Below are 14,446 nucleotides of genomic sequence, written 5' to 3'. Positions count from 1 at the left end.
AGCCGCCTCACGCACGCTCGCGCGCTACTACCGGTAGCTAGCCCTCCGGGCGTCACCAGCGGCGCACGCGCCGCAAGGCGCTTTTGTGTTCTCTCGTACCGGGGAGAGAGGTCCTGGAGACGGCGGGCGCATCGGCCTGTTAGGGGGTCGAGGGGGGCGGATGCCCACCGAGGCCCGCTCGGTGACGAGCTGGTCCGCGGCCACCGGCCGCCGGGTGGATCTCTTCGGGGGAGGAGCGAACTGGTTCGGCGCCGTGGCGCCGTCGGCCGCGGCGGAGCCGCCTCACGCACGCTCGCGCGCTACTACCGGTAGCTAGCCCTCCGGGCGTCACCAGCGGCGCACGCGCCGCAAGGCGCTTTTGTGTTCTCTCTCTCGTCTTCTGTAACCCCAGTCTTCTAAAGGGACTCCCGCCTCCCCCGGGTCCCGGGAAAACCTGTAGTCGGGTCTGACCAGGGAAAACGAACCATTTACGCAGGTCAGACCCGACAACCGAAAAACCGGGTGTCGGGTCTGACCTGGGAAAACGCTTCGATTAGGGGTCCAGGGACGGGTTCAGGCGCCGGGGACGTGCCACAGGTAGACGCCGCCGCGGGCCGCGGGGAAGGTGCCGTGCGAGGGTGCGGTGACCGGGTCGGTGGCGCCGGCGGACGGGGCGTGCTGCACACCGTCCGGCAGGCCGTCGACGGCCACCGAGCCGACGAGGGAATCCCCGTACGTGCCCGCGTCGCGCAGCGCCTCCAGCTCGTCGCGCGCCATCGAGGGCTCGCGGCCCTGACGCCGGGTGCCGCCGCCGACGATCCGCCCGTCCGGGGCGACCAGGTGCCAGGCCGCGGCCGCCGCCTCCAGGGGCGCCACGCACAGCGGAGAGGAGATGTCGAGGTGGCCGTCGCCGTCGCGGAAGACCACGACCATGCGCTTGAGGGTGGCCTCGCGGCCGTCGCCCATCACACTCTCCAGGAGGCTCAGGGCCCACCCTTCGACGCGGGTGACCAGGCCCGGGCCGGCGTCGTAGACGAAGACGGTGTCGCCCGGGGCGTACGGCCACTGCGGGGCGGCCGGGGCGGTGCTGGAGGTCTCGGAGGTCATCGGCGCTTCCTTCCGGTCGTTGAGGACTCCGGTGCGGGCCCGCAGGCCCGGAGCGTCGGCCGGGGATTCCCGCCCCCGGTCTGACACTGCTAATTCAATCAACTTATTTGAGAGGGGGCAAGAGGTCGCCGGGCAGTGCGGCATGATCAAGCGTGCGCAATGCGCACACCTCCCCCCGGCCGGAAGGAGACCACGGTGGCCGTCACCGTTACCCAGGAGAGCGCGTGCAGCGCCGAGATCCGCTGGACACCGGTCGACGACCGGCACGGCCACCTCACCCGCACCGTCGACTCCGGCGAACTCGCCCACGCCCTCCAGGCCCTGGGCGATGAGTACGGCGCTGGGTACGAACCGAACGAGCCCGTCGAGCAGGCCCTCGCGGCCGCCGCGTACACGACCAACCTCGCCCGGCTCCTGGAGGCCCGCGCCGCGGTCCTGGTCGTCCACCTCCGTGACGACCACAAGCTGTCCTGGCGCACGATCGCCAAGGCCGTCCACGGCGACCCGGAGAAGCACTCCACCGTCCGCCGCCAGTACGACGCGGGCCACCGGCAGATCATCGAGGGCGGTTGAGCGCGGCCGCCGCCTCGCGCGCGCACGCGCGTCCTGTGGTTTCTGTTCCTACATCAGGTAGGACCCCAGCCACGATGGTGATCAACCACTACTTCCAGGGGGCTTGGTCCAATGGAAGGCCCCCAGGGCCTGGAATGGTGCGCGAAGCGCAGGACCATGACCAAGGGATGGTCCAGCGCATCCAAGGCGCTGGCGCGGGGTGGCCGGGGGCGGCGTTAGCCCCCGGCAGTCGATGAGCGTGCGCAGCACACGACTTCTGTGTCGTTCACGGCTCTGTGTGGCTCAGCTTCTCTGTGTAGATCAGCTCTATGTACTTTGCCCGTCATTTCTGACGGGGTCCCCCCGTCATTCCTGCTGGGGGGACCCCCCGTCAAAGATGACGGGGACCCCCCTGTCAGATCTGACAGGGGGTCTGGAGACCGGGTCCGAAGACGCCAACAGGCCCCCGTCAAAGATGACAGGGGCCTGAGCGCTGGGGTGAAGTCTGCCGGTCAGTCAGACGCCGCCGGCGGGTAGAACTTCGTGACGTAGAGGTTCGTGGTCTGCGCCCCGTTGCCGGTGTACGCCTCGCCGTCGCGCAGGGTCACGATGGTGCCGTCGCTGTTCCGGAAGCGCGGATGCACCTCCAGCGCCCCGACCTTCCGCAGCTCCCGCATCGTCCGCTCGATCGTCGAGCGGGACACGCCGAACTCCTTCGCCAGCGTGTCGACGCCCGGGAAGGTCTCGTCGAGGCCGCCGTACCGGGCGCGCAGCCAGTCGTACAGCCATACGTGCTTGAAGGCCGCCTTGATCACCCACTTGGGGGTCATCGAGTAGCCTCCGGGCCCTTCGTGAGCCAGGCCCTCTTTCGCCTGTTCAGGGGTCATGCGGGTACACCTCTCCCGCCTCGGGACCCCGCGCGGGGTGCCCTGAAATCGGGAGCACCCCGTACAGTGGGAACCGAAGCATCACAGCGAGCGGCCCCCTGGCGACCAAACCTTCGGGGCCGTTTCGCATTTCTTGATCCAGCTCTACCGGGTGGATCGTACCGGTTTCATCACTCCGGGTGAGGCCGCGCCCCGGTGAACCGTGCGCAAAGCGCACACCCCGCAGGGCCGGGCCGCTACCGTCTCCGACATGTCCGGCGAACCCGAGCGCCCCGTGCTCTACCTGACCAAGACGTGGCTGTTCACCTGGGAACAGCACCGCCCCGGCGGATGCCGCTGCGTGTGCGCGCTGTACCACCGAGGTTCCGGTACGTGCACCGCGGCCGCCGAGCCCGGACACCTGCTGCGCGTCGTCACGCCCGGCGTCGAACCGCACGGCTCCCCGGCCGACATCACCGACCCCCTGCCGGTGTGCAGGTCCTGCTACAGCGCCCTCGCCCCGCTCAGCACGCCGCCCGCCGCGGCCGCCGAGTAGGTCCGCGGCCCCGCCCGGGCCTGCCAGGATGAGGCCGTGAGCACCACCCGCCGCCCCCTGGGCACCGGCCCGCAGCCCAGCGGCCTCCCGCCGGAGACCACCGTCCCGCGACCGGGCACCGCCGCCGACCGCGCCGCCGACCAGCCGCTGCCCGTCGTCGACCGCCAGCCGACCATGCCCGGCATACGGCGCTCCCTCGGACCAGGCCCCACCCCGGCCAGCTGACGCAGTGCCGAACTCCCGAAGTCCGACCCTGCCGGAGTGCCGGAGCCCCGCCGGCGGGACGTCGAGCGAAAGGCCTGGTTCACCGGTACCGGTCCGCCTCACCGTCGTTGACCAGGACATGAGTCGAAAGAAGAAGCGGCCACACATCCGGATAGCGAAGCGGTACCGGTGTAGCCGGTGCGGGTGTTTCGCCCCGAGGGACCTCACCTCCAAGGCCGCCGAGAACTGGAACGGCAAGTGGGAGGGCGGCCACCTGGTCCTGATCCTGTGCCCGCCGTGCCAGACCCCGCTGGAGAACGCGGCGGCCGCCGCGAACGAGGCCGAGCTGACCGCAGGCCGGGCCGACGGAGGGAAGTTCCTCCCGGACCCGGTGCTGTGCATCACCGGCACGCTGGAGGACCCCGGGGCCGTCCTGTACGGCCGCGACCACCTCCGGCGCATCAGCGCGGCCGAACAGGCCGAGAACCTGTGCCTCGTCGACCAGCTGCCCGCCGACACCCGGTGCGTACCGATCACCGGCGGAGTCATGGTCTACCTGCCCGGCCGCGCCGCCCCGGGCCAGCCGGCGCACTCGTAACCCGAAGTCGCGCGCGGGCGAGGAGAGGCGTAGACCGGAGACATGGCTGGCACGCAGCGGGCCCGCGCGCCGCGCCGGACGCCGCCCTCCGTGGCGCCGGTGCCGCGCCGGCGAGCACGCCCGGCCCCGCCGACCCGCCCGCCGCGCGGGGACGGTCCTGCTCGAGGAACGACGCTCCGCGCCGTGCCTCGTGCATCCCCTCACCGCCGTGCCGGGTGTGCGCAATGCGCACGGGCAGAGGCCCGGACTCCGGTAGTCCGGCAGTCCCGTACTTACAGACTCCCGGATTCTGGACAGGCCGAAGGGCCGCACCCCGGGGCCGGGTGCGGCCGTTCCGGCCGGTCGTCAGGCGCTCTGCGAGTAGGCGAGCAGCTCCGGGTTCTCCCGCGCGATCTGCTCCTGGATGCGGCGCCGCTCCTCCGCGTCGAGCCGCTTGCGCTCCGCCTCCGCCTCGCGTCGCTCCCGCTCCTCCGCGGCCGCCCGCTCACGGTCGTCGTGCTCGCGGTAGGCGTCCTCCACCAGCTCGACCCACCGCTCGCGCGCCAGCTCCTCGCGCTGGGCGTCCGCATGCGCCATGTCCTCGCGCAGCCGCGCCGCCGCCGCTTCCGCCTCCTGCGCCTCCCTGCGGCACGGCCCGCACAGGCCATCCTCGGGGGCATCCGTGCCCGTCTTGCCGAGCGTCCTGCACTCACGGCACTTCCACCGGCGCGGCGCCGGGTCGCCGTCGCCCTGGTCCTCGCCGGACTCCCCGCGCTGCGCGGGAACGGGCCGCTTCCGGTCCTCCCTGCGCTGCTCGCACGTCCGGCACGACACCCCGGTGTCGAGGACCACGCCGTCCTCGCACATCGGGTCCGGGCAATCCGTCGAGGGACGCACCAGCGCGACGGCGACGCCGATCGCCGAGCCGATGCCCTTGCCGCCCGGCATCACCGCTTCCTCGTAGCCGTGCTTCCACCACCGGCGCTTCACCCGGTCGACCAGCACCTCCGGCGGCCGCGCGCTCAGGGCCTCCAGGATCGCGTCCCGCAGCACCGGCGGCCGGTACGACGGCAGCTGCAACTCCTGGGGGAACGCCGCCTCCACCTGCTTCACCGCAGCCGCTTCCTGCTGCGACAGCCGCCTGCCCGGCTCCCGCTTCTTCGTGGTCGGCTTCTTCGGCGCCGTGCCCTTCCGGGGCTGAGCGGCCGCAGCCGGTGCCGCCGGCGCGGCCGCGCCGCTTCCCTGGTCCTCGCCGCCGTCACGACGTCGGCCGCGGCCCCGGCCGCTCTCCCCCGCCGACTGCCCCGGCACCTCGTAGTCGAGCTTGCGGCGCTCCGGGTTGGCCTTCTTCCGCTTGGCCTCCACCTTCGCCATGTGCTTCGCCGCCCGCTCCCGGGCGGACTTCGTCGGCGGCTCCAGCTTCACGGTCCGCACGCCCGGCTCCCGCGCGATGCTGGCCAGCAGCTCCTGGACCTCGTCGTCCGTGGCGGGCGTGTCGTACACCACAACCTCAGTCGACCACTGGTTGTCCCCGGCCCACTGGATCTTGACCTTGATGACGTACCGCGCGACCTGGAGCATCCCCCAGGCCCCGGCCAGGCCGTCCCGGCCGTACCCGTACTTCTCCGCGATCTCCACCAACGTGATCTCGTAGCCGTCCCGGTGGCGCAGCACCACGGTCAGCAGGCCCAGGCCCTCCAGGTCGAAGCTGAGCGCGTCGTCGACGGTCTCATTGGGGACGGCGGCGAACCGTGGCGGCCGTCCTGAACGCTTCCTCAACGCGCACCCCCTCTCGGGGCGGCGGAGTCCGTCCCGGCCAAGCCGGGCGGTCGAACGATGGTGCTCATGGTGCTGGGGTCTCCCCTGGTATCGGGGAGCCGTACGACGGTGGGTTCATCACCAGATAGGTGACGCGGCGCAAGGTTGGCTGTTTGGCGAGGCCGTGTCTGGCTATTCTGATATCGGTACCCGGGCCCTTGTGGTCTGGTGCCCGGCGTTACCGCCGACGTACGACTCGGGTGCTGGCTAGGCGGCGAGTCGACTCAAGACGGCCGTTCCCTGTGGCGCAGGGGCGGCCGTCGCGGCGTTTATGGGTGAGAAGTCATGGCCCTATCTTCCCTTCTGATCTAGTTGCTCCAACGGGGGACACACCCAGCGGGTTGCGTTCGTCACCGTCAGAGACGGCAGACACAAGCCGCAAACATCACATAGAGGTCCCCGAGGCCCGTCGTGCCTGGACGACGTAGGCCAGAGCGGTACCGAGCATTTCGTATGTCGCAGACCCCTCGTCAACCTGTTTGGCGTTCGTCAACGCCTGCGCGGCGCGGTTCAGCTGGGTGGCCACTGCCGTGGACGGGGCAACGCGAGCGTGCTCCCCCAGGGCCTCTCCCACAGCGCGCAACGTCGCGTTCTGCGGCAACGGGCCCGGCCCGCTGCCTTCGGTGTACGTGGAGAGCCAGCCACCTTTGCCGAGGGCATCCCTCAACTCGGCGAGGATCTCTGTGCTCGTGAGGCGTGCGGTCATACGAGAGTCCTTTGAGGGCGATGGGCCCCCACCGCCGGCGGGGGCCCATCTGGTGATCAGACCAGGGGGACGGCGTACCGCAGCTTCCAGCCGCGGCCCAGGGTGTGGCGGGTGACCTCCACGACCCTGCCGTCCTCAATGGTGCCGACGTGCGTGATCGAGAGCACTAGTTCGCCGGGCTCCAGGCCGAAGGCTTCGGCCTCCGCTTCGGTGGACGGCCGCTGCTCGACATCCTCGGTGGCCTCGTCGCCCTGGTCGAACCCGGCCTCGCGCATCCGGCTGATGATGCCGCCGACGCCGGTGTCGACCTGCTCGATATCGGCGGCCTCCGCGACGTCGACCGGGATAAAGGTGTCCGCCAGCTGAATCAGCTTGTCGCCGTCGTACATCCGACGGGCCCGGTACACGACCTCTCCCTGCTCCCCCAGGAGTTCGGCGACGTCGGCCGGGGCGGTCGTGCGCGACACCGTGACGTCGCTGCGAGGGGAGCCGCCCCCTCGGCGCAGCTCACCCTCGTACGCGCCGTGCGCGCCGTTCTCTTCCCGCTGAGCCGTGCGGTAGCGGCTACGGGCGTCTCGGGTGATCAGGCCGTCAGCGCCGATCGTGTTGCTTGCCATGTGGACTCTGCTCCCTGCTATCGGTGTCGTGTCTCTGGTCGCGCTGCGACGAGTGCAGCTGGTCTAGGCGCCGATCTTCCACTCGTACGAGAGGCGCCACTTCGTCCGGGGCATGACGTGGAGTCCAACCTCCACGACCCGCCCGTCCTCCGTCAGGCCCTGATGAGTGATCTCCAGGACCGCCTGATCGGTTGGGATGCCGAGGGCGTTCGCCTCCTCGGGTGAGGCGGGGCGCACCTCGATCTCTTCGCGCAACCGGACTTGCGCGTACCCGGCATCCGCGAGTCTGCTCTTGCTCCCGCCGGCGCCGGTGTTCTGCTGCTCCAGCTGCGGGCACGCATCTGCCACATCGGGGGGGAACCATGAGGTGGCGAGCTGGATGACCTCGGTGACCTCGGTGTCCTCCGCCAGGCCGACGGGCATGACGCGCTCCCGCTTCAAGGCCTTCGTCGCGTGGTGCAACTCCAGCAGCGCCGCCACTCGCTTCGGCGGCCGCTCGCGAGCGATCACTGTCGGCAACGGCTGGTAGATCAAGCCCAGGCGGCGAATCTCTGCGTCGAACGCGCCGACCGCTCCCCCCTCGGATCGTGCGCTGGGGAGGTACCTGCCGGTGCCGTCGCGGAGGATCTTGCCAAGCAGGAGGCTGACGTACGTGCCCTTCCCGCGCCGCGAGAAGACGAGTCCCTGCGCCTGTAGGACCCCGTAGACCTCGCGTGCGGTCTGGTAGGCGATGCCCTCAGCCGCTTGCAGTTCGGGGACGCTCGGCAGCAGTGACCCGGGCGGGTAGATGCCCCGCTCGATCTTGCCCTGGATGCTCGCGGCAATCCGCTGCACCTTCGGGGGCTCCTTCTTGGTCACGGCTGTCTGGCCCTCGCTTTCCGTGTGGTTCTAGATCGACGCTGCCCAGCATGACATGTCTAGTTGTCTTCCGGAAGTCGAGACACTGCCAATTCGTCTTTTTGAGCAAAAACAGCAGCTCAAAGCGCGTGCGACATGCCGGGTAACTAGACAGGTTGACAGCCGCCAAGTCCAGTGGGTTAATCGAAGCGCCCCGCCACTTAACTAGTCATCTGAGTGGGAGGAGGGGCGAGCAACTCGTGTGCTTCGTTCCTGGGGCACCGCCATGTCAAAAACGGGCCCCCCGGCCGCCTGGAAGCCAAGCCGGAGAGCCCGCGCAAGGGCCGAACGAGTAGAGAGGCACGACCCTATGAAGACCATCGTCGCAGGCCGCATCGTCGGCAGCGAGAACGAGTACATCGAGGCCGCGATGGGTTTCGGTACCGACTTCGCCGCCCTCCGCGCCGCGTCCCCCGAGCTGCGGTCCGACTTCCTGGAGTTCCTGGTGGACACCAGCGACCCGGACAGCGAGATCGACCGCGAGAACATCAAGCACCTGCGCCGTGCGCTGGGCGTCCGCCCGCTGGCGAACGTGGTGCCGCTCCCGCGTCGCGGCACCGCCGCCCTGAGCGCCGCGAAGGGTGGTCGAGCCGCATGAACTTCACGACCTCCAACCCCCGCCTGACCCTCCTGTTCTCCCTGCTGCCCGTGATGCTGGGCCGGGTGCGGCTGTTCGCCGCGCTGGCCGGCGGCGCCTGGCTGTTCGGGATCGAGCTGGACGTCATGGCCCGCATCGGCCTCGCGCTGATCGCGCTCGTGGTCATCGCCCTGGACGCCGTCCTCACCCCGCAGAGCGCCCTCACCTCCCCCGCCTTCCGCACGGTGGCGGGCGGCTACCGCGACAAGGAGGCGGCATGACGACCGCGACCACCACGGCGACCGACCGCACGGCCGAGGCCGCCCCGCAGACCGCTGACATGACGGACTGGACCGGCGCCGACTTCGACTCGTGGCAGGTCCTCACCTCCCTGAACGTCTCCGACCCGATCACCCGCGTCACCCGGGCCCGCCAGGGCCAGACCCAGGAAAGGACCCGCTGATGGAGACGACGACCTACGAGGGCCGCCGTCAGATGGACAAGGTCACGGCGCGCGCGGCGGCCACCCAGGCCGAGGCCACGGGACGCCGCACCAACGCCCTGGCGGACATCGAGATCTCCGAGGCCCGCGACAAGGCCGCCGAGCGCAAGGACCTGCGCCAGCAGGCGGCGAAGACGAAGAAGCTGGAGGAGAAGGGCAAGCGGCGCGAGAAGCGGGCCGCGGCCCGCAAGGCCCGCAACGAGCGCATGGCGGCCGCGGTCGGCTCGCCGATGCCGTGGGTGATGACCGTGGTGATCACCTCCATCGCGTTCGCGTTCCCCGGCCAGTTCTCGGCAGTGGTCGACCTCGGGGTCGTCTGGGTCCTGGCGCTGCTGGTGCCGGTCTTCATCGAGGGCGCGACCTGGGCGATGGCGTGGCTGCGCAAGTGGGCGGTCGAGAACGACAAGCCCGCGAAGCTGTACTCGGTGATGACGTGGACGTTCGCCACCATCGCGGCCGCGCTCAACGCCTGGCACCACGCGGACAAGCCCGAACTCGCGGTCGTCTTCGCGGCCAGCTCCCTGTTCGGCGTCGGGGTGTTCGAGATCTACCTCCACTCCCAGATGCACCGCGTCGGCGGCCGCAGCGCGGAGGAGATCCGGATCGCGCTGCTGCGGCGGATCAAGCACCCGCGCGTCGTGCGGCGGGCCGCGTGGCTGCGCACGGCGACGATGCCGCCCCTGTCGGAAGCGGAGGCGTGGGACCGGGCCTGGCGCCAAGTGCACGGCGCCGAGCCGGGCGTGACCAAGGGCATCCTCAAGCGCTTCGGCAAGCGCGCGGGCAAGGTCGCCGGTCTCGTCGAGAAGCACGACGAGCTGAGGCCCACGGCGTCGCTCGCGATGTTCGACGCGCCCGCCGAGCCGGTGCGCGAGGTGGCCGCCGGCGAGGGCTGGATGATCGACCCCGCGGCCATCGGGAAGATCCTCGCGGACCCCGCGAACGCGCTCCGCGCGGGCCGTACGCAGGCATCCGCCGCGAAGATCAAAAAGGGCGCCGAGGTCCCCGCTGGAGAGGCCCCGCAGGGCCCGCGCGCGCCCCGCACGCGCGCAACGAACGAGCAGGTCAACCCCAACAACCCCCCCTCCGCGCGAGGTCGCCAGAAGGGCACTGACGAGGGCGCCGCGAAGCAGGGCCGCGCGGTCCGCACGCTCGCCGCGGAGACCGCTCGCGCGGCCACCCCGGAGCAGGCCGAGGCCGAGAAGAAGGCGGCCCGCGACTGGGTCCTCGCGCGGCTCCGCGCGGAGCAGGAGACGGGCTGGAAGGACGTCCAGCGGTACTTCGAGAAGGAGGTGCCGGACCAGCGTCTGCGGGTGCTGCGCGGGGAGACCTGGTGCCGTGCGCGGATCAAGGAAGCCGAGCGCGAGCACAAGGGAGACCCGGTCCTGCACCTGGCCGCGACCAGCTGACCCGCGCGCCAAATACCGGAGTCTGTAAGTCTGTGACTCCCGGACTCACGGACTCCCGTAGTGCCGGGTTCTGAACACCAACCGAAGAGTGCGAGACGGGGCCGGTCCCTCACCGACCAAGACGATGGCCGCCCCCGTCTCGCCACCACCCCCAGAAGGAGGCGAGACCAGCATGACCGAGACCGACGAGCGGACCGCGAAGACCGGCCGCGAGGAGGCTGTGGCGAAGGTGATCCGGCTGCCGTTCGTTGAGGCCGAGCCCGAGCCCGAGGTCTCCGACATCACCACGGCGCCCGAGCCCGCCGCGCCGGCGGCCCGCGTCGACATGACCAAGCCCGCGGCCGCGCCGGTCGAGGGCACGGTGATCCCGGCCCGCGAGTGGAAGCTGGGGGAGGACGCGGAGGGCGACGCGCCCTGGATTCACCCGACGCTGCGCACCCCCGAGGGCCGCACCGCCCGGCGCGCGTACGTCCAGCGCCAGGCCCGGCGCCGGGTCCGCCGGTGGGCGTCGCGTCAGTGGACGCCGCGCGGCATCGTCCCCACCACGGTCCGCGGCGGGGTGCGCGTGCAGCGCTGGGTGCGCGGGGTCGAGGGCCAGAACGCCGACGCCGCCAAGCAGCGTGCCGAGATGCTCGCGCTGGAGGCGGCGCGCGCGGCCCGCCGGGCCCAGTTCGCGCTGCTCCAGCGGGACGCGAAGAAGAAGGCGGCCGACGTCGCGCAGCAGGAGTCGTCGATGGCCCTGGTCCAGGCGACCACCGCGGTCTCCACGGCCCGCAGCAAGTTCTTCCAGCGCGCGGCGGCCGCGTACCTGCCGATGGCCGGGATCGACGTCGCCGGGTTCGTGTTCATGGACGGCCTGATCGGGTTCGGCGCCGGGGTGCTCGTCAACCTCGCGGTGCTGGCCCGGGTCGGCCGCCGCCCCGACATGACGCCGGAGGAGCTGGAGGAGCTGGAGCGCACCGAGGCCGGTCTGCCGGACCGCTTCGAGATGGGCATGACGCCCCGGGCCTTCGAGGCGATGCTGCACGAGGCGCTGACCCAGGAGATCGGCGTTGCCGTCCACTCCTTGCAGATCCGTCCCCGCAACTGGGGCTTCGAGATCGTGGTCGTGCTCAAGAACCAGACGCCGGAGAAGCTGTCGGCGAACCTGGATCTGCTGGAGGCGTGCCTGCCGGGCGTGCGCACGAATTCGGCGCTGTTGCAGCAGTCGGCGCAGGCCCGCAACGAATGCGTTCTGCGTATTCCGGGCGATGACCCGTGGAAGGCAGTTCCGGAATTGCCGTACCGGGCGCCGAAGTCGGTCACCACTCACGAATTGCACAAGGCGCAGTTCGGTGCCGACATGTCCGGCCGTCCTCTGGCCCTCCCGGGCAAGCGGACCAGCGCCGCGTACATCGGCAAGTCCCGCTCGGGGAAGTCGACGATGCTGCGGGCCCGCCTGGACGCGCTCACCGCGACCAGTGACCGGATCATCGTCGGCATCGACCTCGGTTCCTACGGATCGGGATTCGGGCCGTACCGCAAGGCCATGTCGGCGGTCGCCCGCACGCCGAAGGAGGCCCGTGTCGTTCTCGAATGGGCCCTCGCGGTGGGAATGGGGCGGCCGAAGCTCTTTGACCGGCTCGGAATGGGTCTGAACTGGGAATCCAGCCCCGAGCGTCCCGGAATTACCGTCGTTATCGACGAATTCCCGGCTCTGGTAATGGCGGCCAAGAGCGAGACTTTCCCCGAGCCCGAGGAGGGCGAGGAGAAGCCGCTCCGGCTGGACGAGCTGGTCAAGCAGATCAACCTCACCTCGTTGAAGTCCGACGTGGGCGTGGAGATCGCCTCGCAGGGCGTCACCCGCGACCGGGTGGGCGCGAACATGTGGCTGGCCGAACTCCCGGTCCAGGTCATGTGCGCGTGCGACAAGGACGACATCGTGCAGATCGCCGGCGGCGGCGCGATGGCCCAGGGATGGCGGCCGGACCGGCTGCTGCCCGCGATGGGCGACGCCGTCAACGACGCCTCCGTGGCGTACGTGATGGCGGGCGGCGACTACTGCGAGCCGATCCCGTACCGGGCCTGCATCACCAGCGACGACGAGGCCGACCGCCGGGCCACCGAGCGGGCCGCGGCCGGGATGTGCGAGCTGGACGCCGCGTCGAAGGCCTTCGCCCCCGGCGTCGTCCTGCCGAACCCCGGCGGCGGCGACCCGTGGGACGGCGACGAGGACGAGGTCGAGGAGGAGAAGCTGCCGGTCCTCCTCCAGGTGATCCGCTCGATCTACCGGTCCCTCAGTGACCCGAGCGGTCTGACGGAGGACGAGCTGTTCGACGCCCTGCACGAGGTCCAGCCCGAGACGTGGGACCTGGAGCGGTTCGCCACCGGCGACGGCCCGGCGATGACCAAGGGCGCCGTCCTGGCCCTGGTGCTCGACAAGGTCCTCGCTCCGCGGGGCCAGAAGTGGGCCAAGGAGTCCTACCGGCCCAAGGGTGCCGAGAAGACGATCAAGGGCTACCGCCTGCGGGACCTCAAGGGACTCGTCGGCGAGAGCTGATCCGCTCCGGAACACCCGGAAACATGCAGGTCAGCGAGGGGGAACCGGCCCGGAACAGGGCCGGAACCCCCGCCCCGGGCCGGAACATGTTCCCCCTCCCCGGGCCCCGTTCCAGGCCTGTTCCAAGCCGCTGACCTGCGCGTTTCCCCTAGTTCCGCCGCTGTTACGTCCGGAAGATCACGAATGTTCCACCGAGGAGATCCGATGCCGATCAACCCGTGGCGGGCCTTCCACCCCGACGGAGGCGACTTCTACCTCTTCTTCGAGCGCCGCTTCCGCTACGTCGTCGAGGACCCCGAGCACACGTGGCGCCGGGTGTGGATTCAGACCGTGATCGCCTGCCCGGTGTGCGAGGCGGACGCCGGTCTCCGGCTGGCCTACAAGGTTGGCACGGACGCCGTGCTGGAGGCCGCCTGCCCGGTCGGGCACATCTGGGTCGAGCCCCGCATCGACGTCTCGCAGTTCATGGCGTACTGCCGCTTCCGGAACGGGGAGCAGGACGTCAACTGGCTGTGGCTGATCGAGGCCGGGTTCGGCGAGGAGCCGCCCCCGCCGATCGACTACGTGAAGGAGATCCGCCAGGGCGCGGTCGAGGTCGCCAAGTACGGCCGGAGGAAGGCGAAGGCGAAGGTCCGCCGGGAGGTCCGCAAGGTCAAGAAGCAGGTCGGCAAGCGGGTGCGGAACGAGGCGATGCGCCCCGTGGCCGCCCTGTTGCGGACGGCCTGGACGATGCAGGCCGGAGGCGTCGAGCCGGTGAAGTCCTCCCGCCGGCGCCCGGCGCCCAAGCCCCCGAAGACGCCGCCGGTCTCCGCCTATCGCAAGGCGTACGGCGTCCAGGCCCCCGAGAAGGGCCCGAAGTGCCTGGTCTGCGACGACAGCGGCCAGATCACCGCCCCGGGGATCTCCGTTCCCTGCACCGAGTGCGCCGGACCGGCGGCCGCCGCCCTGGAGGCCGCCGAGCGCCGCGCGGAGCGCGCCCGCCAGGGCAAGGACGAGCGCCGCCCCGCCACCAGTACCACCAGCAAGTAGCCCCGGCGCCCCCCGCTGGTCCCGGACTCTGTGACTCCCGTACTTCGGGACTCACAGAGTCCGGGGCCCGGCGGGAGCGCCCGGTCACCCGGCCGGACCCACCCGACGAAGGAGTCACCCGTGAACGTCCCCTCCAAGCTCACCGCCCTGGCCGCCCGCCTCATGGGCAAGGCGTGGGCGCACGAGAGCACCGAGCAGCTCGCGGCCGCGCTCGACCGGCAGATCGAGGAGCTGAGCGAGGAGCGCGTGCCCGAGCACCTGGCCGGCGCCGCCAGTCTCAGCAGCCCGGCCGCCTACCAGCCCGGCCTGATCGACGTGCGCGGCGACGCCTACGACATCGCCGTCTACCTGGACGCGCTGACCACCACCGCCGTGGCGCTCGGGGACTCCGACCTCGCCGACGCCCTGGTCGAGGCGGGCGAGTTCGCGCACGAACTCGTCGTTCGCCTCGCGGCCGCCGCCCACGCCACGATCCCCGCCCCCGCCGTCCCGGTCGCCAACGCGGCCTGACCAG

The 14,446-nt window shown here is 71.0% G+C and carries 17 protein-coding genes; 11 read left to right on the top strand and 6 right to left on the bottom strand.

Annotated elements, in window-relative coordinates; all coding sequences use genetic code 11:
* Positions 1-552: 552 nt before the first annotated feature.
* A complete protein-coding gene (locus tag ACIQOE_RS41420) occupies positions 553-1,086 on the bottom strand; it encodes a hypothetical protein (protein WP_401417272.1) in 534 nt (177 codons plus the stop codon).
* Between the two features lie 195 nt (positions 1,087-1,281).
* On the opposite strand from ACIQOE_RS41420, the gene ACIQOE_RS41415 reads away from it, so the two are divergent.
* A complete protein-coding gene (locus tag ACIQOE_RS41415; protein WP_401417271.1) occupies positions 1,282-1,659 on the top strand; it encodes a hypothetical protein in 378 nt (125 codons plus the stop codon).
* 491 nt (positions 1,660-2,150) lie between these two features.
* On the opposite strand, the gene ACIQOE_RS41410 is transcribed toward ACIQOE_RS41415, so the two are convergent.
* Positions 2,151-2,525, bottom strand: a complete 375-nt coding sequence (locus ACIQOE_RS41410) for a helix-turn-helix domain-containing protein (RefSeq protein ID WP_401417270.1) — start codon at positions 2,523-2,525, stop codon at positions 2,151-2,153.
* A gap of 250 nt (positions 2,526-2,775) precedes the next feature.
* On the opposite strand from ACIQOE_RS41410, the gene ACIQOE_RS41405 reads away from it, so the two are divergent.
* From ACIQOE_RS41405 to ACIQOE_RS41395, 3 genes are all read left to right on the top strand, one after another.
* Positions 2,776-3,060 (top strand): DUF6372 family protein, encoded by a 285-nt coding sequence (locus ACIQOE_RS41405; protein WP_401417269.1) that lies wholly within the window; start codon positions 2,776-2,778, stop codon positions 3,058-3,060.
* A 36-nt stretch (positions 3,061-3,096) separates the two neighbouring features.
* Positions 3,097-3,285 (top strand): hypothetical protein, encoded by a 189-nt coding sequence (locus ACIQOE_RS41400; protein WP_401417268.1) that lies wholly within the window; start codon positions 3,097-3,099, stop codon positions 3,283-3,285.
* 118 nt (positions 3,286-3,403) lie between these two features.
* Positions 3,404-3,862, top strand: a complete 459-nt coding sequence (locus tag ACIQOE_RS41395) for a hypothetical protein (protein ID WP_401417267.1) — start codon at positions 3,404-3,406, stop codon at positions 3,860-3,862.
* Positions 3,863-4,207: 345 nt separating this feature from the next.
* On the opposite strand, the gene ACIQOE_RS41390 is transcribed toward ACIQOE_RS41395, so the two are convergent.
* From ACIQOE_RS41390 to ACIQOE_RS41375, 4 genes are all read right to left on the bottom strand, one after another.
* Positions 4,208-5,620: a hypothetical protein gene (locus tag ACIQOE_RS41390; protein WP_401417266.1), complete on the bottom strand. Its 1,413-nt coding sequence runs from the start codon at positions 5,618-5,620 to the stop codon at positions 4,208-4,210.
* A 424-nt stretch (positions 5,621-6,044) separates the two neighbouring features.
* Entirely contained in the window at positions 6,045-6,365 is a 321-nt protein-coding gene (locus ACIQOE_RS41385; protein WP_401417265.1) for a hypothetical protein, read from the bottom strand.
* Positions 6,366-6,421: 56 nt separating this feature from the next.
* On the bottom strand, positions 6,422-6,982 hold the full coding sequence (locus tag ACIQOE_RS41380; protein WP_401417263.1) for a UTRA domain-containing protein: 561 nt from the start codon (positions 6,980-6,982) through the stop codon (positions 6,422-6,424).
* 63 nt (positions 6,983-7,045) lie between these two features.
* Positions 7,046-7,840, bottom strand: a complete 795-nt coding sequence (locus ACIQOE_RS41375) for a GntR family transcriptional regulator (protein WP_401417261.1) — start codon at positions 7,838-7,840, stop codon at positions 7,046-7,048.
* 349 nt (positions 7,841-8,189) lie between these two features.
* Here ACIQOE_RS41375 and ACIQOE_RS41370 point away from each other — a divergent pair, with 349 nt between their 5' ends.
* The 7 genes from ACIQOE_RS41370 to ACIQOE_RS41340 all read left to right on the top strand — a co-directional run bounded on the left by ACIQOE_RS41370 (position 8,190) and on the right by ACIQOE_RS41340 (position 14,442).
* On the top strand, positions 8,190-8,477 hold the full coding sequence (locus ACIQOE_RS41370; RefSeq protein WP_401417260.1) for a hypothetical protein: 288 nt from the start codon (positions 8,190-8,192) through the stop codon (positions 8,475-8,477).
* The gene (locus ACIQOE_RS41365; protein ID WP_055689929.1) at positions 8,474-8,737 is read left to right on the top strand and encodes a hypothetical protein; all 264 of its coding nucleotides are present in this window, start codon (positions 8,474-8,476) and stop codon (positions 8,735-8,737) included. The genes ACIQOE_RS41370 and ACIQOE_RS41365 overlap by 4 nt, the downstream gene beginning before the upstream one ends.
* Complete coding sequence (locus ACIQOE_RS41360; protein WP_401417259.1) at positions 8,734-8,919, top strand: hypothetical protein; 186 nt, start codon at positions 8,734-8,736, stop codon at positions 8,917-8,919. The genes ACIQOE_RS41365 and ACIQOE_RS41360 overlap by 4 nt, the downstream gene beginning before the upstream one ends.
* Positions 8,919-10,364 carry a hypothetical protein gene (locus tag ACIQOE_RS41355; RefSeq protein WP_401417257.1) on the top strand — a complete coding sequence of 482 codons (1,446 nt, stop codon included), beginning with the start codon at positions 8,919-8,921 and terminating at the stop codon, positions 10,362-10,364. Before ACIQOE_RS41360 ends, ACIQOE_RS41355 begins: the two co-directional genes overlap by 1 nt.
* 172 nt (positions 10,365-10,536) lie before the next feature.
* Positions 10,537-12,903: a hypothetical protein gene (locus ACIQOE_RS41350; protein ID WP_401417255.1), complete on the top strand. Its 2,367-nt coding sequence runs from the start codon at positions 10,537-10,539 to the stop codon at positions 12,901-12,903.
* 204 nt (positions 12,904-13,107) lie between these two features.
* Complete coding sequence (locus tag ACIQOE_RS41345) at positions 13,108-13,932, top strand: hypothetical protein (protein WP_401417254.1); 825 nt, start codon at positions 13,108-13,110, stop codon at positions 13,930-13,932.
* A gap of 120 nt (positions 13,933-14,052) precedes the next feature.
* Positions 14,053-14,442, top strand: coding sequence for a hypothetical protein (locus tag ACIQOE_RS41340; RefSeq protein ID WP_401417253.1), 390 nt, complete (start codon positions 14,053-14,055; stop codon positions 14,440-14,442).
* Positions 14,443-14,446 lie beyond the last annotated feature (4 nt).

Source organism: Streptomyces sp. NPDC091282 (assembly GCF_044757385.1).
Lineage (GTDB): Bacteria > Actinomycetota > Actinomycetes > Streptomycetales > Streptomycetaceae > Streptomyces > Streptomyces gramineus.
This window is presented reverse-complemented; position numbering and strand designations above follow the sequence as displayed.